The 21,545-nt window shown below is 67.4% G+C and carries 22 protein-coding genes and 1 pseudogene; 7 read left to right on the plus strand and 16 right to left on the minus strand.

Going from position 1 to position 21,545, the window contains the following annotated elements:
• Positions 1 to 835 precede the first annotated feature (835 nt).
• The 5 genes and pseudogenes from BLQ76_RS21960 to BLQ76_RS22655 all read right to left on the minus strand — a co-directional run bounded on the left by BLQ76_RS21960 (position 836) and on the right by BLQ76_RS22655 (position 6,231).
• Positions 836 to 2,098: a TRAP transporter large permease subunit gene (locus BLQ76_RS21960; protein WP_170842477.1), complete on the minus strand. Its 1,263-nt coding sequence runs from the start codon at positions 2,096 to 2,098 to the stop codon at positions 836 to 838.
• Positions 2,041 to 3,330: a hypothetical protein gene (locus tag BLQ76_RS21965; RefSeq protein WP_170842478.1), complete on the minus strand. Its 1,290-nt coding sequence runs from the start codon at positions 3,328 to 3,330 to the stop codon at positions 2,041 to 2,043. The genes BLQ76_RS21960 and BLQ76_RS21965 overlap by 58 nt, the downstream gene beginning before the upstream one ends.
• Positions 3,285 to 3,494, minus strand: a complete 210-nt coding sequence (locus BLQ76_RS22455; RefSeq protein WP_244519477.1) for a hypothetical protein — start codon at positions 3,492 to 3,494, stop codon at positions 3,285 to 3,287. The genes BLQ76_RS21965 and BLQ76_RS22455 overlap by 46 nt, the downstream gene beginning before the upstream one ends.
• A 147-nt stretch (positions 3,495 to 3,641) precedes the next feature.
• Positions 3,642 to 4,223: pseudogene (locus BLQ76_RS22760) on the minus strand (type 2 periplasmic-binding domain-containing protein); the annotation flags it as partial.
• 1,102 nt (positions 4,224 to 5,325) lie between these two features.
• Positions 5,326 to 6,231 carry a LysR family transcriptional regulator gene (locus BLQ76_RS22655; RefSeq protein ID WP_090669867.1) on the minus strand — a complete coding sequence of 302 codons (906 nt, stop codon included), beginning with the start codon at positions 6,229 to 6,231 and terminating at the stop codon, positions 5,326 to 5,328.
• A 101-nt stretch (positions 6,232 to 6,332) separates the two neighbouring features.
• Here BLQ76_RS22655 and BLQ76_RS04870 point away from each other — a divergent pair, with 101 nt between their 5' ends.
• Entirely contained in the window at positions 6,333 to 6,551 is a 219-nt protein-coding gene (locus tag BLQ76_RS04870; RefSeq protein WP_090669869.1) for a hypothetical protein, read from the plus strand.
• Between the two features lie 4 nt (positions 6,552 to 6,555).
• Here BLQ76_RS04870 and BLQ76_RS04875 read toward each other — a convergent pair whose 3' ends face one another.
• The 4 genes from BLQ76_RS04875 to BLQ76_RS04890 all read right to left on the minus strand — a co-directional run bounded on the left by BLQ76_RS04875 (position 6,556) and on the right by BLQ76_RS04890 (position 13,107).
• The gene (locus BLQ76_RS04875; protein WP_090669872.1) at positions 6,556 to 9,699 is read right to left on the minus strand and encodes an efflux RND transporter permease subunit; all 3,144 of its coding nucleotides are present in this window, start codon (positions 9,697 to 9,699) and stop codon (positions 6,556 to 6,558) included.
• The gene (locus BLQ76_RS04880; protein WP_090669874.1) at positions 9,696 to 10,949 is read right to left on the minus strand and encodes an efflux RND transporter periplasmic adaptor subunit; all 1,254 of its coding nucleotides are present in this window, start codon (positions 10,947 to 10,949) and stop codon (positions 9,696 to 9,698) included. The genes BLQ76_RS04875 and BLQ76_RS04880 overlap by 4 nt, the downstream gene beginning before the upstream one ends.
• A 189-nt stretch (positions 10,950 to 11,138) precedes the next feature.
• On the minus strand, positions 11,139 to 12,788 hold the full coding sequence (locus BLQ76_RS04885) for a PRC-barrel domain-containing protein (protein ID WP_090669876.1): 1,650 nt from the start codon (positions 12,786 to 12,788) through the stop codon (positions 11,139 to 11,141).
• A 154-nt stretch (positions 12,789 to 12,942) separates the two neighbouring features.
• Positions 12,943 to 13,107 (minus strand): DUF1328 domain-containing protein, encoded by a 165-nt coding sequence (locus BLQ76_RS04890; protein WP_082666109.1) that lies wholly within the window; start codon positions 13,105 to 13,107, stop codon positions 12,943 to 12,945.
• Between the two features lie 169 nt (positions 13,108 to 13,276).
• Between BLQ76_RS04890 and BLQ76_RS04895 the strand changes: the two genes are divergently transcribed.
• On the plus strand, positions 13,277 to 14,188 hold the full coding sequence (locus BLQ76_RS04895) for a diacylglycerol/lipid kinase family protein (RefSeq protein WP_090669879.1): 912 nt from the start codon (positions 13,277 to 13,279) through the stop codon (positions 14,186 to 14,188).
• Positions 14,189 to 14,310: 122 nt separating this feature from the next.
• On the opposite strand, the gene BLQ76_RS04900 is transcribed toward BLQ76_RS04895, so the two are convergent.
• The 6 genes from BLQ76_RS04900 to BLQ76_RS04925 all read right to left on the minus strand — a co-directional run bounded on the left by BLQ76_RS04900 (position 14,311) and on the right by BLQ76_RS04925 (position 17,117).
• On the minus strand, positions 14,311 to 14,721 hold the full coding sequence (locus BLQ76_RS04900) for a hypothetical protein (protein ID WP_244519479.1): 411 nt from the start codon (positions 14,719 to 14,721) through the stop codon (positions 14,311 to 14,313).
• A 112-nt stretch (positions 14,722 to 14,833) separates the two neighbouring features.
• The gene (locus tag BLQ76_RS04905) at positions 14,834 to 15,097 is read right to left on the minus strand and encodes a hypothetical protein (RefSeq protein ID WP_090669881.1); all 264 of its coding nucleotides are present in this window, start codon (positions 15,095 to 15,097) and stop codon (positions 14,834 to 14,836) included.
• Between the two features lie 196 nt (positions 15,098 to 15,293).
• A complete protein-coding gene (locus BLQ76_RS04910) occupies positions 15,294 to 15,737 on the minus strand; it encodes a hypothetical protein (protein ID WP_090669884.1) in 444 nt (147 codons plus the stop codon).
• Positions 15,738 to 16,163 carry an ElaB/YgaM/YqjD family protein gene (locus tag BLQ76_RS04915; protein ID WP_090669887.1) on the minus strand — a complete coding sequence of 142 codons (426 nt, stop codon included), beginning with the start codon at positions 16,161 to 16,163 and terminating at the stop codon, positions 15,738 to 15,740.
• Positions 16,164 to 16,286: 123 nt separating this feature from the next.
• Positions 16,287 to 16,838 (minus strand): sigma-70 family RNA polymerase sigma factor, encoded by a 552-nt coding sequence (locus tag BLQ76_RS04920; protein ID WP_062012561.1) that lies wholly within the window; start codon positions 16,836 to 16,838, stop codon positions 16,287 to 16,289.
• A gap of 6 nt (positions 16,839 to 16,844) precedes the next feature.
• On the minus strand, positions 16,845 to 17,117 hold the full coding sequence (locus tag BLQ76_RS04925; protein ID WP_244519480.1) for a NepR family anti-sigma factor: 273 nt from the start codon (positions 17,115 to 17,117) through the stop codon (positions 16,845 to 16,847).
• Between the two features lie 368 nt (positions 17,118 to 17,485).
• On the opposite strand from BLQ76_RS04925, the gene BLQ76_RS04930 reads away from it, so the two are divergent.
• From BLQ76_RS04930 to BLQ76_RS04950, 5 genes are all read left to right on the plus strand, one after another.
• Positions 17,486 to 18,277, plus strand: a complete 792-nt coding sequence (locus tag BLQ76_RS04930) for a response regulator (RefSeq protein ID WP_090669890.1) — start codon at positions 17,486 to 17,488, stop codon at positions 18,275 to 18,277.
• A 272-nt stretch (positions 18,278 to 18,549) separates the two neighbouring features.
• Entirely contained in the window at positions 18,550 to 19,515 is a 966-nt protein-coding gene (locus BLQ76_RS04935) for a PAS domain-containing sensor histidine kinase (RefSeq protein ID WP_090669893.1), read from the plus strand.
• Between the two features lie 143 nt (positions 19,516 to 19,658).
• On the plus strand, positions 19,659 to 19,949 hold the full coding sequence (locus BLQ76_RS04940) for a hypothetical protein (RefSeq protein ID WP_090669896.1): 291 nt from the start codon (positions 19,659 to 19,661) through the stop codon (positions 19,947 to 19,949).
• A 97-nt stretch (positions 19,950 to 20,046) separates the two neighbouring features.
• The gene (locus BLQ76_RS04945; RefSeq protein ID WP_090669898.1) at positions 20,047 to 20,328 is read left to right on the plus strand and encodes a glycine zipper domain-containing protein; all 282 of its coding nucleotides are present in this window, start codon (positions 20,047 to 20,049) and stop codon (positions 20,326 to 20,328) included.
• Between the two features lie 98 nt (positions 20,329 to 20,426).
• On the plus strand, positions 20,427 to 20,690 hold the full coding sequence (locus tag BLQ76_RS04950) for a hypothetical protein (RefSeq protein ID WP_090669901.1): 264 nt from the start codon (positions 20,427 to 20,429) through the stop codon (positions 20,688 to 20,690).
• A gap of 4 nt (positions 20,691 to 20,694) precedes the next feature.
• Here the strand turns inward: BLQ76_RS04950 and BLQ76_RS04955 are convergent, their stop codons facing one another.
• Positions 20,695 to 21,444 carry a HugZ family pyridoxamine 5'-phosphate oxidase gene (locus BLQ76_RS04955; protein ID WP_244519481.1) on the minus strand — a complete coding sequence of 250 codons (750 nt, stop codon included), beginning with the start codon at positions 21,442 to 21,444 and terminating at the stop codon, positions 20,695 to 20,697.
• Between the last annotated feature and the right edge of the window lie 101 nt (positions 21,445 to 21,545).

Below are 21,545 nucleotides of genomic sequence, written 5' to 3' on the forward strand. Positions count from 1 at the left end.
CGACAGCCCCGCAGAGCGGCGCCCAGCCCACCGTCCGCCCACCCACCCTGACGCACAGGACAGACACAAACCCCCCTGCCGCCAACGCCCCCCACAAGCTGCCGACACGCAAGAGCCCGCGCGGCAACGGCGCGCCCAAACCGCGCGGCTCCAGAAAACCCACCCCCCACGCCACACCCACCCGCACGACGGCCAACACCCCGCCAGTCAAACGCACCCCGCCCGCCAGGACCCACGCCACCAAGACCCGCACCCCCGCGAACCCACGCAAACCAAACGCCAGCAGCGCGCGCCCCCCATCGCAGCGCCCGCTCACCCCCCACAAGCCCAGCAGGCAGAACAAGAACCAACCGCCCCACGCATACCTGACCCAGGCAACGACCCCGAACCCGACCCCCGCCGGAGGGACCGACGAAAAGCAAACGCATCCCGACGCCAGAAGACGCGACAGGAAACAATACGTGAACCCCCCGAACAGGAACGACTCAGCCAAGAACAGCAGAGACGACAAGGGATAAACCACGAGCAGAAAGCCGCCAAACACCACAAAAGCGCGCGACAAGCTGTAATCCCAGACAACCGCAAAGCCGTGCAAATCCAAGAAAGACCAAGACCCGAGGCAGACAGCCCGGCAATGCGCCTTCAACAGAACCGCAAACAGCCACACCCAGACGCCGACCCCCTCCGCCCCCACGACCGGGGCATCATGGCCCGACTGGATCAAAAGCCCCTCCATCAGAGCCACAACCCAAACATGGCCAGAAAGAGAAAACAAAACGGGCCACCCACCAGAGGCGGCGCCCCAAAAGCGCCACCACCACGCCCAGACCGGAAACTACTGAAACAACCGGACAGCAACCATCACAAGCGACGCGAACAGCACCACCAGCACAAGAACCACGAAGAGCGACACAAGGAAAGCCCACACACCCGCGACCGCCACAAACAAAACCACCTCACCGACCACAGACACAACCAGCACCACACGGCCCACCGGCGCAATCACCAACCCCAGCCCCGTAAAAATGACAAAAAAAACCACAAAGGAGAACGGAACGAAGCCAGACAGCAGGACCATCGCCAGAAAAACCGAACTCACGAGCAAGATGAAAGGAAGGAAGTCCAACCAAGCCCCGACAAGCACAACCAACAGCATGACCACCGCCACCAGAAACACGGACGAAGGCCCCAAACCCGCAAGCAGCCCCGAAAACCCGCACGCGAGCTGGGCGACCGCGAGGAACCACGCCCAAAAGGCCGCCGACCCGAAAAAAAAAAACACCGCACCCCTCATGAGCACAGCAATCAGCACACCCCCGGACAACGTAGCCACCATCAACAACCGCGACACGAAAGCACCCAACAATACCGCGAACACCGCGGCCAACACCACCGCCAACGCAGCCGGCAACACAACCCACGACACCCCCCCGACGACGAGCAACGGGAGGCCAAGCACCACAAACCCAGAGAGGAAGACCCGACCGCCCACCCCCCAGGACCCACGCCCCAACAACCTCAACTCCCCCCGGCCCGACACGATCCACCAAGCGACCGCAACCCACAGGCCGAGCACAACGCCCCGCACGATACCCGGCACCAACAGCCCCGACAACGACACCCACAAGATCACACAAAAGACGATGGAGCCCAGCCACGGTGACAAGACCGACGCAACGACCCCGCCCCACGCCACCAGCCCCAACGAGCGGCAGAAAACGCAACCGCAAAGCCCCATGAAGACCAAAAGCATCCAGGCAACGGACACAATAACCGCCACCCCCGACCCCCACACCGAGGCAACCAGCAGCACGCAGAAGACCGCGACGGACCCAAGCCCCCCCCCGAAAACACCCACCAACGACAGCCCCAACGCCACGAGACGAAACGACAAACAACCGGCGCTCACGGCCGCCCCCCCAACAACGAACAAGCGAACCGCCAGAAGCCGAAAGATCGCGCCCCCAATCACCAGCTGAAGCACGACGAGCGCCCAGGCGAACACACCGACGAGCAACAGCAGGGCCCCCGCCATCACCATCAACGCGAACGAAATCGGCAGGCCCACCAAGACCGCCCAAAGCAGCAAGACCGACAACACGACAACCGCCAAGAAAGGCCCCCGCGCACCCGGGGCCCCGCAACCGATCCCTGCCGACCCCACCTCAGGAGACCGAGGACGTCCAGCAGGATCAAGAACCACACCCCGACACCCGACACCAGCGAAGCCGCAGAGACAAAAGCCCAAGCCAGCACAGGCAGCGGCAGCAGACAAACCCCGATGACAACCCCCCAGGCCCAGACCCCAACGGAAAAAACGACCGAGCAAAAAAGCGAAACAACAGCAGCCCCCAAGACCCAAACCCAACGCCCGAAGCCCAGCAAGGCAGGAAACAACACAACCACGCCCAGATCCAACTGCCCACGCAAGAAAACCACCCAACCCAAAAAAACCACCCACACCAAAAGCACCCGGGACAACCCCACAGAGATAACGACGCCGCACACAAAGCAAAACCACACGACCACAACCCCCAAGACCAGCACAACCACCACCACCACGACGGCAAAAACCGTCAACTCCAGCAGACCAAAACCAAGCACCCAGACGCCGACAAACGTGCCACGCACGCCGACCCGAGGCCCAAACATCGAGAACCCCGAGCGCAGAGGCCAACGCACCTGCACCAGCGCCAGCGGCGACAAGAAGCCGGACAGCGCAAACAACAACGCCAGAAGATCCAACCTCCCCAGGACGCACAAAAGACCCGACCAACCCAACACCCAGACGCAAAAGCACGGCAGGCCGAACAGACGCCCCAAACGGAACACCAGCACCCTGAAGCAGAACCAGGAGAGGGGAGTATAGGCGGAAACCGAACGCAACCGCGGGAGGGCGACCAACCCAAAGCCATTCAGCCACAGCGCGACGGAGACAACCTCCACGAGGCCAGAACACAGGCCCATACTAACCCCGACCCCCAGCCCAACCGCGGCAAACAAGCACCACACCGCCCGCAGCCACACCCGAATCTCCAGCCCCCACAACACCAGCACCAACCAGCGAACCAGCGCAGACGCCCGAGAGAGCGAACACCCCACAGGCCCCCACGACGCCACCGAGGCCGAGCGCCGCGACGGCGGCAGCACCAGCCACCAAATCGCCCCGAGCACCAACACCCGCGAAGCCCTGACACGCAGCAGAAAAACGGCGCACAACGAACTCAGCACAAAGAGCCAAGTCCACAACGAAAGACACAGCCAACCACCACCGAAAAGCACGATCAACAGGCAGACACAAACCAAAGAACCGCAGAAGAGCAGGCCCAAGACGAGATCCGAGCGACCACACCGCCACCGAACGAAGAGAACAATCCGGCAACCACAGCAGCAACAACCACACCCAGGAACACAACCACAACAACCGCAGCAAAGACCACCACGCAACCAAAGCGCAGCGCACCGACAGCCACCTGCACGACCGCCAGAATCATGCCACCCCGAACAACAGCAGCCCCACGTCCAGCCACCACGACGCCCAGCCCCCGAGCGCCACCCAAACCACAGAACCCCGCCCGGCGAAGGACGAGAAGCGCAGGCGGGAACGCATGAACAGCAAGCGGCAGGCAAGCCCCAACCCCAAAGAACGGAGCGCGCCCGAAAAGCGCGACAGCACGCGCCGCACCGTCGACAGAGCCAACCTCAACCGCAAGAAAAACTTCGCGGAAGGCCAGCGAGGCCCCCACCCCCCCGACCACGCCGAAAGCCTGGACAAGGCCCCCACGCGCCGGGCGGCGGAGCGCCACGCCCTCCACACCCCCCGCCGCCGCGACCGCACGCCGGTAGAGCCGCACGCAGACCCAACCCACCGCCCACCCGCACACGGCCACAAGGTGGAAAGCACCGAACGCCCCACGAAGGCGCGCGCCGAGCGGACCAGCAAAAACCTGACCGAAGAGATCGCGACCACGGAACACAAAAGACACAACGACGACATGGAGAGGACGTGCGACGCCCCGGAAAAAACGAGGACAGGGGAGGCAGACGCCAACGGCGCCGCCACCAACACGCGCGAGCACCCGCCGCCCGACACCGACCCCACCGGCCGCCGAAACCGCGACGGCCACAACACCAAGTCCCTGAGACAACACGACACCGCCCAACGCGAGACCCGCACCATGAAAGGAACCCACCGAACGACGCGCAGGGCCAAAGAAAACCACAGGGCCCCCCGAAGCAAGACCCGCTCCGCCGACAAAAACACGAGCTCAAAGGGCAGCACCCCCCACAAGAAACCAGAGACCCGAGCAAGCGAGCAGAGCAGGATGCCCACGAACGGCCTCCGGCCACCGCCCGACCCACCAACGAGGCACAAACCACCGACAAGCGCGAGACGCGCCGAAAAGAGGGCGACCAGCGTACGCCCACCCCAACCCGTCGGGACCCCCGTGGCCCCAATCACGAACACACAACACTCCCGCACCCAACAGGCCACCAAACACACCCGGCAAAACTGCCGCCGAGCCCCGCGCCCGACCGCGAGCAAAGAGCGGACGAAGGCCAGAAAAAGCACGTTGCACAGCCGCAGCGCAGCAACCCAGCACAAAAGACAGAGCGCCACGCACACGACCCGCACGATCAGATACACCAGCACGCGCGAACACCCCAACACCACCGCAACCCCCCACGCCCCAAAGCCCCCGAAACCCAACGCGACGAGCCGCACGCGACCCAGGCCCAGCCACACCCCGCCACACACCCCACCCGCCAGCAACCGCCCGACGCCCCCGAGCAGGACCACCCCCAAGAACAGCCGCCCCATCTCCGCCACCAGCCAAACCACCGTGAGCACGACGAGAGCCATCGCACCCCCCGCGAAAACCAGCAGGTCGAGCACAGGCACCAACACGCCGCCCAGCGCGCAACCACACACAACGCCCACCAACACGCCGCCGGCGCGCCCCACGCCGTCGAGCCCGAGAACCACCAACACGCCCCCGACGCGCAGCAACTCGACGACCGGGCCCAGACCAGCCAGAACATACCCCCCCACCCCCAACACCGCCCCCAAGCCAACCACCGCACAAACGTAGCGGAGAAGCCCGCCCAGCTGAAGGAACAACTCGCCGCCAGCGGGCCCGACCCGACCGGAGCCAATACGGACCAGAGGCCACCTCAAGGAGCAGGCCCACCCCACAACAACGAACAAATAGCCAGCCGAAACCCCGAGCTCGACCAAAGCCACAAGCGACCTACCGAACAACATAACCCGCACGCCGCCAAGGCCCAGAACGGGACGACAAACCATGCGCGGCGCAGAGACGATCACCACCGCCAACCGGAGAGCGCCCGGAACAGCAACACCAAAAACACCCCAAACACCCCGACCTGCGGCACCTTACCCCCACCCGGCCCACACCACACACACAAGCCCAGACCGCGCAGGAACAAGACATCGAAGGCCCGCCCCACACGGACCGCCGCGACGTACCCGCGACAGAAGAAGGGCGGCACCATCAAAACTCCGCCGCCCGCAAGGACGCCGACGACCCCAAGGACCAGCCCCAAAAGCGACAGAACAAGCACAACCCCGAAGACAGCGCGCCCAACCCCAGCCAACGCGAACCACTCCTGCCACAACGCAGCCCGCGAGCCGAGCAGAGCAGAACGAACAACGTCACCCCGCTCACGCAGCAGAAGCCCCACAAGCACCTCGACGCGAGGAAGAAGCACCAGCGGAAACGCCGCACGCACCAGCAGAAGGAGAACGAGCCCCGGCGAAAGCCGCACCCCGACCCAAAGCGCGAGAACCACAGCCTCAAAGAAGAAACACCCGAAAACGCGGTTCGACTGGAGTCGGACCGCGATGTCGGGATGGGCCAGCTGGAAGGCGTAGAGATGGCGGGCCAGCCAGAGCGTCGCGAAGGTCGGGATGACGCTGATGGTGAGAACCCCAGAGGTTCCGCTCCGCACCGCCTCGAACGAGGCGGAGATCAGGTCGAAGGCGCCGCTCGCATCGGTGCCGAGCCGGCGTCCCGCGTCGGTCAGCACGACCTGCCGGGCACCCCGCAGGAACAGCGGCGTGCCGACCCGCTCCTCCAGCACCCTGATCTGGTAGCTCACCGCGGCCTGCGTCATGCCGAGCTCCGCAGCGGCACGCGTGAAACTCAGATGCCGCGCGGCGGCCTCGAAGGCGCGAAGGGCTGAAAGCGGGGGAAGCACGCGGGCCATGATGCATCAAATCTCCTTATGCATCCTGCCGGAGGTTCGATTGGATCCGCAAGCGCGGATCGGGTCCAAAAAACGCAACAACCCGGCGCTTCGAGGCTCCCATGACCACGTTCGACGATCACCGTTCCCGTTCCGCGATCGGGTCTTCGAGGACGGGCCGGTCGAGACCCGCCGACTGGCGTGGCCGGGTGCGCCGCTGGTGGGAGCGACTGGGCTGGGACCCGCACACGCTGCCCGAGACGCTGCGCGCCGATGTCGAGCCCGATCACGTCCGCGCCCGCCCGGTGCGCGGGCGGGCCGAGTGGGAGCGAGGGCTCTGAGGCCTTATTCCGCCGGCTCGGCGCGACCCATCCGGCCGGCCGCCGCGAGATCGCGGTTCAGCTCGGCCTCGCGCGCGCCGACGGGTTTCGAGAAGCGCGCGAGAAGAAGATAGACCACCGGCGTCAGGAACAGGGTCGCGAGCGTGGCCAAGCCCAAACCGCCCACGATCACGTAGCCCAGCGTCACGCGCGCCTCAGCGCCCGCGCCCGCCGAGAAGACGAGCGGCACGCCGCCGACGATGGTCGCGATCATGGTCATCATCACGGGCCGCAGGCGGATCGTCGAGGCCTCCTCGATCGCCTGGCGCACCGAGCGACCCTCGTCGCGCAATTGGTTGGCGAACTCCACGATCAGGATGCCGTTCTTGGCCATGATGCCGACCAAGAGCACGAGGCCGATCTGCGAGTAGAGGTTCAGGGTCTCGCCGAAAAAGTCCATCGCATAGATCGCGCAGGCGACGCCGAGCGGCACGGTGGCGATGATGATCAAGGCCGACACGAAACTTTCGAACTGCGCGGCGAGCACCAGAAATACCACGACGATCGCGAACACGAACACGACCGCCAAGCCGCCCGAGGTCTCCTCCAGCGTCGCGGCCTCGGCGAGCGGCACGAGCCGCATCTCGTCGGGCAGGCGCTCGGCCGCGAAGCGCTGGACGTCGGCCCACCCCTGCGAGATCGAGTAGCCCGGCACGAGATCGGCCGAGAGCGCCACGGAACGCGACTGGTTCTCGCGCGCCAGCGAGGGGGCGATCGCCTGTTCCTCGATGGTCGCGATCGAGCTCATGGGAACGAAGCGACCGTCGGTGGTGCGCAGGAAGATGTTGGCGAGATCGGTCGGGTCGTTGATCGGCGCGGCGGTGGAGACGACGTGGATCGGCACGGAACGGTCGCCCACATAGGTCGTGGCGATCTCGCGCCCGTCGAGCAGCGACTGCATCGCGCCCGCCAGCGCGTCGATGTCGATGCCGAGATCCGAGGCCTTTGTCCGGTCGATCCGGACCGAGAGCTGGGGCTGGGTCGTGTCGAAGGCGAGCTGGACGCGACCCCAGCGGCCGTCGGCGTTCATTGCCTCTTCCAACGCCTCGGCGCTGTCGGTCAGGCGTTCGTAGTTGGGCCCCGCGATCGCGAACTGGAGGCCGCGCCCGCCGCCGCGGATGCCGAGCGAGTTGGGCTGGATGGCCCGGGCCTGGACGCCGGGAATGTTGCGGAAGGCGGCATTGAGCTCGGTGGCGATCTCTTGCTGCCTGCGCTCGCGGTCGCCCCAGCCGGCCAGCGTCATCACCATGAAGGCGGAGTTGCTGGATCCCGTGCCGACGCGCGCGAAGACGCTGGTCGCCTCGCCGCTCGCGACATAGGGCAGGACGATCTCCTCGACGCGGCGCATCTGCGCGTCGGTATAGTCGAGGCTGGCGCTCTGGGGTGCGCTGATGCTCATCAGCACCTGGCCCCGGTCCTCGCTTGGCGTCAGCTGCTGGGGCAGGGTCGTGTAGACCGCGACCGCCCCGGCGGCAAAGAGAAGCGAGGCCACCATGACGGGCAGCGGATTGTCGAGGGCGCGGCGCAGAAGAAAGGCATAGAGGCCGCCGAGCCGGGCGCCGATCCGGTTCACGAAGCGCTTGGCCGGCCCCTGGCGCGGCTCATGCTCACGCAGCATCAGGGAGGCCAGCATCGGGCACAGCGTCAGGGCGATAAAGGCCGACAGCGTCACCGAGATGGCGAGCACGAAGCCGAACTCGCGGAACAGGCCGCCCGCCACGCCCGGCAGGAACGAGATCGGGATGAAGACGGCCGCGAGTGTCGCGGTGGTGGAGATCACCGCGAAGAAGACCTCGCGCGTGCCCAGCACCGCCGCCGCCTTGACGGAACATCCCATGTCGCGGCGCCGGATGATGTTCTCGAGCACGATGATCGCGTCGTCCACCACCATGCCCGTGGCGAGCACGAGGGCGAGCAGCGTGATGATGTTGAGCGAGAAGCCCACGAGATAGATCGCGGCTAGGACGCCCACCAGCGCGATCGGGATCGTGAGGGTCGGGATGATCGTGGCGCGCGCGTTGAGAAGGAAGAGGTAGATCACCGCCACGACGATCAGGACCGCCAGCCCCAGCGTCAGCTCCACCTCGTGGATCGAGCCCTCGATGAATGTGGCGTCGTCGGAGGTGACCACGAGGCGCGTGTCGCCCGGCAGCGAAGCGTTGAGCTCGGCGACCGCCGCGCGCACCCCTTCCGAGATGGCGATCGTGGAGGAGCCCGCCTGCCGGATCACGCCGAGGCCGATGCCGGTCTCGCCGTTGACGCGCAGCTTCGAGGCCGCCTCGTCGGGGCCGAAGCGCACGCTCGCCACGTCGCGCAGGCGGGTCTGGCCGTTCAGCACCACGGCTCCGAAGGCCTCGGGCGTGGCCAGGCTCGCGTCGGCCCGCACGACGAGGTTCTGCGTCGGCGACTCCAGCGAGCCCGCCGGCCGGTCGAACGAGGCGTTGCTGAGGGCGGTCGAGACGTCGCCGAGCGTCAGGCCGCGCGTGGCCAGTTCGTCGGGCCGCACGTCGACATAGACGAGGCGCTCGCGCTCGCCCGAGAGTTCCACGTCGGCCACGCCCTCCACCGCCGCGATGCGGTCGGCGATGCGGTCGTCCACCAGCGTCGTCAGCTCCTCGATCGGCAGCGACTCGGACAGAACCGCCAGGCGCATGATCGCGTCGGCATCGGCGTCGGCCTTCACGATGCGCGACTCGTCGGCGTCCTCCGGCAGCCGGTTGGCGACGCCGGCCACCGCGTCGCGCACATCGGAAGCCGCAACGTTGAGATCGGTCGAGGAGGAGAATTCCAGCGTCACGCGGCTTTGGCCGAAGCGCGACGAGGAGGAGATCGACGCGATGCCGGGCACGCGCGCCACAGCGCTCTCGATCTCGCTGGTCAGCTGCCGGTCCACCACCTCCGGGCTCGCGCCCTCGAAGGTCGTGGTGACCGAGATCACCGGCCGGTCGACATTGGGAAGCTCGCGCACCTCGATCGCGTTGAAGGCCGCCAGGCCCGCCACGATCACAAGGAGGTTGATGACGATCGTGAAGACCGGGCGGCGGATGAAGAGCGAGGTGAGGGCGGTCAGACCGTCGGGCTTGTGATCGGACCCCGGCGACCCGCTCAAGACCGGGCCTCCGCGCGGCGGTCGCCCACCGGGGCCGCATCGCTCGGCGCCGAGGCCGAGGGCACGCCGGACGGCGGGAGGGCTGGCGTTTCCGGAAGGTCCGGCAGCGTCTGGACACGCACGGGCGCGTTCTCGCGCAGCTGCTGCACGCCTTCCGTCACCACGGCATCACCCTCGCGCAGCGTTTCCGAGGCGACCAGAACGCGGTCGACGTTGCGCTCGATGATGCGAACCGGCTTCTTGGCCGCCCGCTCCTCCGCCACGGTCCATACGAAGGGACCCGCACGTTCCCACTGGATGGCGAGCGGGTCGACCGACAGGAAGCTTTCGCCCCGGAACGCGATCTCCACCGAGAAGGACTGGCCGGGCCGCAGCGTATCGTCCGTGTTCTCGACCGTGGCTTCGGTGCGCAGCGTGCGGCTGGCCTGGTCGAGGCGGCTGTCGATGGCGCTGATCGCGCCCTGGAAGGCACGGCCGTTGCGCGCGGAAGGCTCGACCGAGACCGCCTGTCCGACAGCGAGCTGGGCCACGAAGGCCTCGGGTGTCGAAAAGACGATGCGAAGGCGCGAACGATCGTCGACGGTCGCAAGCGTCGTGGAGCCGTCGACCAGCGCACCGACGTCGAGGTCGAGAATGCCGATGCGCCCCGCGATCGGCGCGCGCACCTCACGCTTGGCGAGCGCGATCTCGGCCGACTGGAGATCGAGGGCGGCGGCGTCGCGGGCTCGGGCCACCTCCTCGATCTGGACCGAGGTGACGGTGGAGGAATTGGCTAGCGAGCGATAGCGGCGAACCTGGTCCTCGGCGGCGGCGAGCGCGATGCGGGCGCGGTCCACCGCCACGCGCTCGGCGTCGCTCTGGAGGCGCATGAGGACCTGTCCCGCTTCCACCGCGTCACCCGAGCGGACCTCGATCGCGGCCACGATGCCGGTGACGTCGGGACGCACGGCCACGGTCCTTTGCGCTTCCGCGGTTCCCACGGCACGCAGGCGATCGCGCGTCACGCTAGGAACCGCGGCATCCGTCACCACGAGGGGCGCGGCGCCCCGGCGTCCGTCCTGCGGGGTTGCCCCCACCTTCGCCGGGTCGTCGGCGCTCGACAGCGAGGCGACCAGTGGCCGGGCGAAGGCGGGCAACGGCGAGTTCTCGCTCAACAGGTACCGGCCGGGCACCGGCGACAACCACGTCCAAAGGGCGAGGCCGCCGAGGAGAACGAGAAGCGTGGCGGCGATCTGCCGAAGAAGGGCCATGGGGACCTATGGGGCTCAGGGTCGACATCGGGCCGGCGGATCGCGGCATGAGGGTGAGGTTAGACCAGACGGCCGGGCACCTCGGCATAAATCTTCGTAAGTTTTGCTTCCTGTATTCCTCGCAACGAAAAAGGGCCCGCCGGTGGCGGGCCCCTTCGTTCAGGCATCACGCAAGCGTGATATCTGCACTTACTGCTGTGCGGCGCTACCGGCCGGGATGTCGCCCGGGTTGGCGACGCGCATCTGGTCGCGGTTCTCTGCGTAGGTGTCGCGGTTGAACTCCGGCGCGTTGCGCAGCTGGTCCTGCGTGAACTGGGTGGTCAGCGTGAGCTTGCCGCCCGAGTCGCGCATGAACTGGAGGTTGTCCATGGCAACGGCAACCGGCTTGGCGCCGATGCCGAGGAAGCCGCCGACATCCACGATCACCGCGTCGACCTGACCTTCCGGCGTCAGGGCGATGTCGCCGATCGAACCGATGCGGGCGTTGTCGGGGCCGCTGACCGCCGTTCCGATCAGGTTGTCGGCGGTCAACTCGGCGCCCGTGACCGGGGTCAGGGAGCCGTTATCGGCGTTGTTCGTGGACGCCGTCGCGGTCGCGTCGGTGCCCATCGCGCCGGTCGCAGCCGCACCCGTCGCCGCAGCACCGGCTGCCGCCGTCGTGCCCGCCGCCATGCCGTTGCCGGTCGTGGTGTTCGGGGCCGTGGCCGAGGCGGTGTCGAGCGTCGTGCCGCCCGCGCCCATGCCGGCGCCGCTCATGTTCGCGTTGGTGCCGGCGTCGGCCACGCGCTCGGAGCTCTCGAAGGCCGGCGCGTTGGTCAGCTGATCCCGGTTCGCCGCCAGCATCAGGTGCGGCTCGTTGTTCTCGCCGCGCATCATCGAGACCGCATCGAACGGAACGCCGACATCCTTCTCGCCGATGCCCAGGAAGCCGCCGACGCCGATCAGAACGGCTTCCACGCGGCCCGACGAGGCGACCACGAGGTCGTTGATCTCGCCGATGTTCTCGGACGACGTGTCATGGCCGTTGTAGACGTTTTCGCCGATCAGGTTGGCCGACAGGTACTGGTTCGGACCGAGCGTGGCGAGATACTCGCCGGTCCCGGCGCTGGAGCCGGTCGTGGCCGGAGCCGTGGTGGCCGCGGCCATGTCCGTGGAGGGCGTGGTGGCCGGGGTCGTCGCGCCGCCGGTCGCCGCGGTGGAGCCCATCGCGCCGCCCGGCGCCATGGTGCCGGCCGGGGCCATGCCGCCGGTCGCGGCCGGAGCCATCGTGTTGCCGGTGGCGGCCGCGTTGTTGGCGGCGGTCTCGTTCATCTCGAAGGCGGGCGCCGACATCAGCTGGTCGCGCGAGGCGGTCAGGACCGCACGCGGCGCGTTGTTCTCGCCCTGGGTCCAGCGGATCTGGTCGAAGGGGATGGCGATCGTGCGCGACTGGTCGCCCAGGAAGTTGCCCGTGTCGACCACGGCCGCCACGACCGCGCCGTCCTCACCGATCACCAGGTTCTCGATCTCGCCGGCGGACTGTGCGTCGGCCGCGTCGCCCGAATACAGGGTCATGCCGCGGATATCGGTCGCCATGTACTGGTCGGCGCCCTGCGACTGGACATACGCGATGTTGGCGGCGGGTGCGCTCTGATCCGCGGTCTGACCCGTGGACATCGCACCGTTGTTCATGGCGGCGCCGTTGGTGCCCATGGCACCGCCGGGCGCCATGGTGCCGCTCGTGCCCATCGAGCCGTTCGCGGCCGGCTCGGTCGTGGTGGCGGGGGCGGTGGTCTGCGCGGCGGCGGCGGTCGCGAGGACGCCGGCGATCGCCGTCGTGGCAAGAAGCTTGCGGATCATCTGTGGAACCCTTTCAGCTGTTTCGGTCTCATCGGATCATGCGGCTCGGACACGGCGGCTGAGCGCGTCCATCGCTGCCTCAACCCAATCCTTTCAAAAGGGTTCCCCAGTTGGGTTGACGCTTTCGCGAGGCTTGGGAAGGCCCCCGGAGCGGTCAGGCGAAGACGATCACGCCGAAGAAAAGCAGAAGCAAGAAGCCCACCAGCACGATCAGGATCAGGACCTTCGCGATGCCCGCCGACACGCCGGCGACGCCCCGAAAGCCGAGCAGGCTGGCGATGGCCGCGACGACCAGGAGGATGATGATCCATTCAAGCATGGGAGGGCCTCGATACAGGACAAACGGAGGAACACGGGGCGCGGCCCGCTTGCGGCCTCCAACGGCTCGAACGCCGCCCGGTTCCTGCGCGCTCGCGCCTCGCCGGCGAAGGCCGGTCGCTCCATATGGCGTCCCGGCGGCGTTGGGCTGCCGGAGGCCTTCGACCCCCATGAACGTCCACGCGATCCTGAACCGAGACGGCGGCACGCTGCGAACCCACGATCTCGATCTTCTGGCGGCCCTGATCCGGGACGAGTTCACCCTTCATGGGCATGGGATCGAGGTGGAAGAGGTCGGTGGCGGCGAGGTCGAGGCGGCGATCGGGCGCCAGTCCGGCCGCTCCGATCTGGATGTCCTCATGGTGGGCGGCGGGGACGGCACGGTCTCGGGTGCGGCCGGTGCCGTGGCGGGCGGGCGCATCGCGCTCGGGCTCCTGCCGGCTGGCACCATGAATCTCTTCGCGCGCTCGCTCCATATACCGCTGGCGCTGGAGGAGGCGGTGCGGGCTCTCGCAACGGGTCGCGTGGTCGAGGTCGACATCGCCAGCGTCAACGACCGCTACTTCGTGCATCAGTTCGCGGTGGGGGTTCACGCCCGCATGGTGCGCACGCGCGAGAAGCTCGACTACGGGTCGCGCATCGGCAAGATGTGGGCGAGCGTGAAGGCGGTCGGCGCGGCGGTGCGCGCGCTGCCCGTCGTCGATCTGTCGATCGAGATCGACGGACGCAGCGAGAACGTGCGCACGCCCGCCGTCGCCATCTCCAACAACATCTACGGGGACGGGCACCTGCCCTATGCCGACGATCCCCAGGGCGGGCGCCTCGGCATCTACCTCATGCGGTCCACGGACCGCGCGGCGGTGCTGAAGCTGACGATCGACATGATGCGCGGCGCCTGGAAGGCGAGCCAGTCGCTCAGCGTGGCGGAGGCCGACGTGATCCGCATCCGCTACCACGGACGCAAGCGGCACGACCGGGCGGTGATGGACGGCGAGTTGCACGACCTCGACGAGGTGTCGGAGGTGCGCATCCGTCCGCGTGGCCTCCGGGTCCTGGTGCCGGACGAGGCTCCGATCCGCTGAGCTCGCAAGCCGCGAAGGGCTAAAGATCTTACCGCGTCCGGATAGGCCGGGCGGTCCATAAATCTGTCCGGTGGCTGCGAAGCCACCGGACAGGGGTTGGATCACCGGGATCGGCGCAGCGCTCAGAGCGCGTCGCGCTCGATCTCGTCGGGCGAACGAGCGTCGGATCGAGAATCGGGATCCATGCCGACCGATTCGGCATCGCCATAGGCGTGGCCGCCTTCGGCCAGCATCGCCAGCGCCTCGGCGATCTGGGTTTCGAGCGGATGAAAGTCGCCGCCCCGGTCGATGTCGTCGCGCGTGCCGATCTGGTCGGCATAGCGCTGCAGCGTCGCCTGCTTCTCCTCGATCGTCATGGCCGGGTCGTTGAGGACGTCGTCGATCTCGGCCTGGGTGAGGGGCTGTGCGATGCCCGGCGGATCGTCATCGTCGCCGACCTCGCTGTCGTAAGCCAGAACCGTGCGGTCGTGCAGCGCCGGATCGGACACGATCTCCTCGTCGAGCGGGACGCGGGTATCACGAAGGTCGGACATGAAAACCTCCACCAGGGAAGGGAACGCCGCAAGGGCATCCCGTTGAAACGGAAACGGGACCCGCGATCGGCGGATCCCGCGTGAAACGGCGAGCCGGTCGGGCTGGCGCTCGTTAGTTCGCCGTCGTGTTGGAGCCGCTCGGGCTGTTGCTTTGACCCGGCGTCACGGTTGTCTGCGGCGTGGAGCTTGGCGTCGCAGGCGCGCCGCTGGCGTCGGAGTTCTGCACACCGTTGATGTTCTGGTCGGGCAGGACGCTGCCGTAGATGCCGAGGCCCGCAAACACGACGAGGCACAGCGCGAGCGCCGCCACGAGGATCACGAGCACGTTGCGGCCCGAGCGGCCCTGTTTTGCCTTTTGTGCATTGATGTTGGACATGGCCGAGGTTCCTCGTGTCTCGATGCGCCGAAGCGGCGCGACGGCCCGGCATCGAAGAGGCGGCGGGCACTTGGGCACACAACTCCCGACACCGCGAAATGATCCCGACGCCGGCGCGAATGCGCATATGAAAAGACCGCCGCGCTCGGGAAAAGCGCGGCGGTCCGGATGGTCGGCGAGGGCGGCTGACGGCCGGTCAGCCGCGCCAGGATCGTGCGCCGCGAAGGCCGCGTGCGATGCCCCAGGCGCCGAAGGCGGCAATCGGAACCAGGAGAAGCGAGCGCCGCCGGCGAAGGCTGCGCACGATCATCGGCAGGTTCGAGATCGCGGCCACGGAGGCGACCGAGGCGATGTCGCGCTGCAGACGGTCGTTCGCCCGCTGCTTGGGCGGACGGCGCGCCATCACCAGCGCCACATAGGCGGCCAGCAGCAGGAGCAGCCAGACGAAGGCGAACAGAAGCGAGGCCGTGATGGGCCCGAGCCGCTGCGCCGTGAAGATGAAGATCGCCAGGAGCAGGAAGAAGGCCAGCCCTACGGCGAGCGCCGCCATCACCGCGTAGATCGCCGCCACCGCGCGAAGGCGGGTGATGAACAACCCCGCCTCGCCGGTGAAGATCTTGGTGATTAGCTGCGTGAGCATTTAGCGGAACAGGCGAGCGTAGACGTAGCCGACGGCTGCCGCGATCAGAACGCTCTTGATGGGCTCGGCCCGCACGCGCTCGGAGATTTGCTCCTCGAACTCGCTCGCCGTTTCCTGCGCCTGGCGGATGTAGCGCTCGCCCGCATCGCGCACGTCGTTGCGCAGCGCGTAGGCCTGGCGACGGGCGCTCTCGGCGCCGCTGCCGGCCAGGTTGCGCAGCGAGTCGGTGACGCCGGCCAGATCCTCGCGCAGGCGCGCGGCCTGCGCTTCCAGGTCCTCGCGGGTCTGCCGGGCGTTCGCCCGGAACTCGTCGCCGGCGGCGCGCGCGTCGTCCTTCGCCTGGTTCAGGCGATCGTTCACCTCGCCCTTCGCCGCATCGGCGCCAAAACCGGACGACTGATCGTTATGCGGGGACGTCGAGGACATGATGGAATCCTTTCGGGAACGGAAACGCGTTACAAAAACAGGCGTGGCGGGATGCCGCGCAGGCGGTGGGATGAATGCGCCCGCCCGGGAGTGGTTCCGGGCAGGCGTAGAAAGCAACTCTGGCTAGGCGGCCGGTGCGACGCCGATGATCTGCGACGAGATCGAGTCGGGTCCGAACTCGCCGTCCCCCTCGATGCCCAGGAGGTCGGCCATCCGCGTGCGCGCCCGCGAGACGCGGCTCTTGATCGTGCCGACCGCGCATTTGCAGATGTCGGCCGCTTCCTCATAGGAGAAGCCCGATGCACCGATCAGGATCAGTGCCTCGCGTTGATCGTCGGGCAGCTGTTCCAGAGCCTTGCGGAAGTCCTGCAGATCGAGGTGACCCTGCTGCTCCGGGTGGCCGGCCAGCTGCATGGCGTGGATGCCGTCCACGTCCTGCACCTCGCGACCCTTCTTGCGCATCTGCGTGTAGAACTCGTTGCGCAGGATCGTGAAGAGCCACGCCTTGAGGTTGGTCCCCGGCTGGAACGTGTGCTGCTTGTCCCAGGCCTTGACCAGGGTCTCCTGCACGAGGTCGTCCGCCCGGTCAAAGGAGCCGGCCAGGGACGCTGCGAAGGCGCGCAGGTTGGGAATGATGGAGATGAGTTCGCGGCGGAACTCGACGTCCTGTGTCATGGCCCGTCACCTCTCGTTTCGAGAAGGGGAGGTCTGGCCGGACGGCTCGGACTCGGCCTTGTCGAGCGCGTCGAGCAACATGAGAAAACGGTCGGGCACGGGCTCGCTGGCGACGTCGTCGTAGTAGGCCTTGAGACGCCGGCCGATGGCCGAACTCGTGCCGAGGCCGGACGGATCACCCTCGGACGCCGGTTCCGTGGCGGGCGTGGCGGCTGATCCCTCCATCGTCTCGCCCGCGTCCCGCGCGTCGGCTTCCATCTGGTTCTTGCGGTCTTCCATTCCACCTCTCGCCAGCCAACCTCGCGCCGTGGCTCGGCACGGTGCCGATACGGCGCAACCTTCCGGTCCGCGAACGCCGGGCTGCAGGAAGGGTACATGTGGGAACGATTCGAAATCGCAAGGTCGGAGCTTGCGCGGCGCCGCCGGGTGACGCCTCGTGCCGCCGCCTTTGCGCCGAGGTGTCGCGCGGCAGAATGTTTGTGCAAGCGACAGCAAACCACTAGCGCTCGGCGCCGGGTGTCTTATCTAGTCGCACCGAGCGACCTCGCCCGACCACGCGGGGTCGGTGTCGTTTCGATGCCGCTGGACCTTGCGGGTTCCGGTGCTGCTCGAGACGGTGCCTTCAGGGTTTCACGAAGGGTGAGTTCATGTCGATGTCCTCGCGCATAGCGCCGCATATCCCCTATCTCCGTCGCTATGCGCGTGCTTTGAGCGGTTCGCAGGCATCGGGCGATGCGTATGTGGCGGCGGTGCTTGAGGCCTTGATCGCCGAGCCCAGCCTCTTCGACACGCGCGAAAGCCCCCGCATCTCGCTCTACAAGCTGTTCTCCTCGCTTTGGCAGTCGGTCGAGGTGAACGTGCGTGAGGACACCCCGGTATCCGCTTGGGAGGAAAAGGCCTCGCGCAACCTGCGCGGCATCTCTCCCCTGCCGCGCCAGGCCTTCCTTCTCGTGGCCGTTGAGGGCTTCACGACGGAAGAGGCCGCCTCGATCCTCGGCGTCGGCGAGAGCGACTTCTCGGAGCTCATCGATCAGGCGAGCTCCGATATCGGGCGCCAGGTTTCCACCAACATCATGATCATCGAGGACGAGCCTCTGATCGCGATGGACATCGAGCAGATGGTCGAGAGCCTCGGCCACGGTGTCACCGGCATCGCCCGCACCCACAAGGAGGCGATCGCGCTGTTCGAGCAGCAGAAGCCCGGCATGGTGCTGGCCGACATCCAGCTCGCCGACGGCTCCTCGGGCATCGATGCGGTGAACGACATCCTCGCCAAGGTCTCGGTTCCCGTGATCTTCATCACCGCGTTCCCGGAGCGACTGCTCACGGGCGAGCGGCCCGAGCCGACCTTCCTGGTCACCAAGCCCTTCAACCCCGACATGGTGAAGGCGCTGATCAGCCAGGCGCTGTTCTTCGAGGCCGAGCGCGAGGCCGCCTGACGCTCCGACGGAATGATGCGGGATGCGGCGGCCCGTGGTGGCCGTCGTCCCGTCCGTTCGGAACTTGCCGGCCCGAAGCGTCGTTGGTGATCTCGCTAGCGGTTTCGACTCGGCCCGCAGTCTGTCGCGCGTTCCTCTTCGCGAGAGGAAAGGTCTTTGATCACCATGTTCGCCGGATCGTCCTTCCACCGTCTCGCCGGGATCGACTTGTCGCCCGCGCCCTCGCCGTTGCCCGGTGAAGCGGCCGTTCAGGTCTGCGGTCCCCGGCCGTCATGGTAGCCTACAAGGCGCTTCGGGCCCTCACCAATACGGAAATGGCCCTCTTCGCGCAGGATCTCGACCTGCGTTACCTCTGGCTGTTCAATGCGGAAGGCTCCTGGCTCGCGAGCGCCCGGAACGGCGATGCCGACCACGACTTCCTTCCCGGCACCGCAGCCGAGAAGGCGACGGCCATCAAGACCGAGGTGCTGCGCAGTCACAAGCCGGCGCGCTTCGAGTTGCCGATCCTGTCGGGCAGCCAGGTGCGCTGGTTCGACGTGCGGGTCGATGTCGACCGCGACGACGCCGGTCAGATCATCGGCATCATCGGCACCTCGCTTGAGATCACCGACCAGAAGCGACGCGAGGATACGCTGAAGACGCTTCTTCGAGAGGTCTCGCACCGCTCCAAGAACCTTCTGGCCATCATCCAGAGCCTGGCGAGCCAGACCGCTCGCCATTCGGTAACGGTTCCCGAGTTCCTCGTGCGCTTTCGCGGCCGCATCCAGTCGCTCGCCACCTCGCAGGACATCGTCACCGACACCGACTGGCGCGGCGCCGACCTGGTCAACCTCGTGACCACGCAGGTGGAGCGCTACGCACCGGACGGCATGGAGCAGATCGGTTTCGAGGGAACCGACGTCTACCTATCGCCGACCGCGGCGCTGCATGTCGGGCTGGCGCTGCACGAGCTTGCGGTGAACGCAGCCTCCTACGGCTCGCTTTCGACCTCTGGCGGGCGGGTCGCGATCCGCTCGCGGATCGACCGATCCACCGAAACGCCGGTTCTGGTGCTGGAATGGCAGGAGTCGCGCGGGCCCCTGGTTCGCGCCGATCACGACGCACGCTTCGGGACGTCGACGCTCGAGCGCATCGTCCCGAACTCGGTCGGCGGCGCGGCGCAGCTCGAATATCATCCCGACGGGCTGCGCTACCGGTTGAGCGTTCCGGGAAACCAGTTCGAGCCGATCGACGCGTAAGGCCGACTTGAGCCGCGACCTCGAAACCTTGGCGCAACAACAAGGAAATCAGACGGATACGGGATCGATTTAGCTAGGGCGACGTTGATAGCGAAACATCCCAAGGCCAATTCGGCCCGTTGTTCTCGCGAAAGGATCGCCCGATGGAACAGCTTGCCGCCTTCATGCTTCTCGTCGGTTGTTCGCCCGATGCGGCAACCTGCACCGAGATCCCCGTGCCGACCCCGATCTACCAATCCGCCGAAGCCTGCCAGCGCGACCTCCCCCTGCAGATGCGCCTGTCGTCGACCTTCGACGCCAAGGTCGTCGGCACGTGCCAGAGCGTCGATGCCGCTCTTCTGGACGGTTCGGCGACGGTGGATTGGACGATCACGCGTGCCGGCACGCTACAGGTCGCCGTGACGCCCGAGAGCAACCTCGTCGCCTCGCGCTAGGCGGCCGGAGCCTCGATACGCCCCGGCTCTTGCTGGACGCGCCGCCCCGACGCGCTATGAATCGTCGGGGACATTCATTCCAGGAAAGAAGCAAGCGATGAGATCCATGATCGTGGCCGCGGTGGCCGCCGGAACCCTGGCCCTTTCCGGCTGCCAGTCTGTCGACCGCAACGTCGCCATTCCGGCCGGCATCGGCGCGCTGGGCGGCGCGGCCATCGGCGCCGGCATCAGCGGCAATGCGCGCGGCGCCCTAATCGGCGCTGCGGTGGGCGGCGCCGGCGGCGCGCTGCTGGGTGCGGCCACGAACCGTCCCGGCGAGTGCGTCTACCGTGATGGTCGCGGCCAGCGCTACTACGCGGCCTGCCCCCAGGGCTACTGAGGCCCGCACGGGCTCCACACGCCCGGTTCAGGCGAGCCGCCGCCCTTCCGCATGAAGGGCGGCGGCTTTTTTCGGGTTCCAGATCGGAAGGTCGCGTCTTGTTTCGTTTCCTGCCACGCGCCTGCGTACTTCTGGCGACCCTGACCTTTGTGTCCGGCTGCCGGTCCGATGTTCTTCCTGCCGTGTTCGGGTTGGGCGAAGGCGGGATCGCGGCCTATGCGCCGGGAACGCTGCCGGTTATCGTCGCCCATCCCGGCGACCAACTGATCGGCCAGTCCGCCAACGAGGCGGGTCGCTGCATCTTTGCTAATGCCGCCGGGCGTCGCTTCCGCGCCGACTGTCCCGCCGGCTACAAGCCTTGAGGCGTCAGCCCTCGCTCGCGCGCACCAGTTCGACGAAGGCCAGCCGGTAGTCGCTGGAGGCGTCCACGCGGCGCCGGAATTCAACACGCCGCGCGCGCTCGCCGTTCACGGCCTCGAAGCCGAGCGGATCGATCGTCGCGATGCGCCAGCCCGATCCTTCCGCGCCGTGCTGTTTCAGGATGGCGTCGATCGCCTCCGCATGGTCGTCGTTCATGTGCGTGCGAACGCGTGCCTCGACCCCCTGGAGATCGTCGGGCACCGTTTCGCTGACGTCGCCGGGTGTCATCCTGTAGGCCCTTGCGAAGCCCGCGTTGAAAAGCGCCGAGACGATGTCGAGACGCAGGAAGCGGAAGTCGGGAAAGTCCACGTAGAGTTCCGCCTTCGGATGGCGCGCGAGGAAGCGGGCCCGAGCCAGCGCGGCATCGGGAGCATCGCGCGACAGCGCGTGGGCCCGCGCCTTGATCATCAGGCGGGGATGGCTGAGCGGGTCGCCGGCGCCCAGCTCGCCCACCATCAGCGCGCATCGCCCGTCGACCGCAAGGGCGCGGGTGTGCGGCGAGAGATCGGATACGAGAAGCAGTGGCTGGCCGCCCGGCAGATGCCCGAGCGCGACACGCGATACGAGCGGATCCCCGGTTTCCGGTTCGAGGCACGACAGGGCACCGTGGCCTGCCGAACGCGCCAGCTGCCGGGCCTGCCGTCGTGCCGTCTCGTCGGGTGCGAGGTAGGGATCGCGAACTGCGGGTTCGGTCATCGGAGCCTCCATGCGTCGACGCGCCGCCGCTTCTCCCATTCCCGGCCGGGATGGTCTATCCCGTTGTCCGACGACCGGCCGCCGCCCGAAGGGTCCGGCAA

It is taken from the genome of Aureimonas jatrophae (assembly GCF_900104035.1).
Taxonomy (GTDB): domain Bacteria; phylum Pseudomonadota; class Alphaproteobacteria; order Rhizobiales; family Rhizobiaceae; genus Aureimonas; species Aureimonas jatrophae.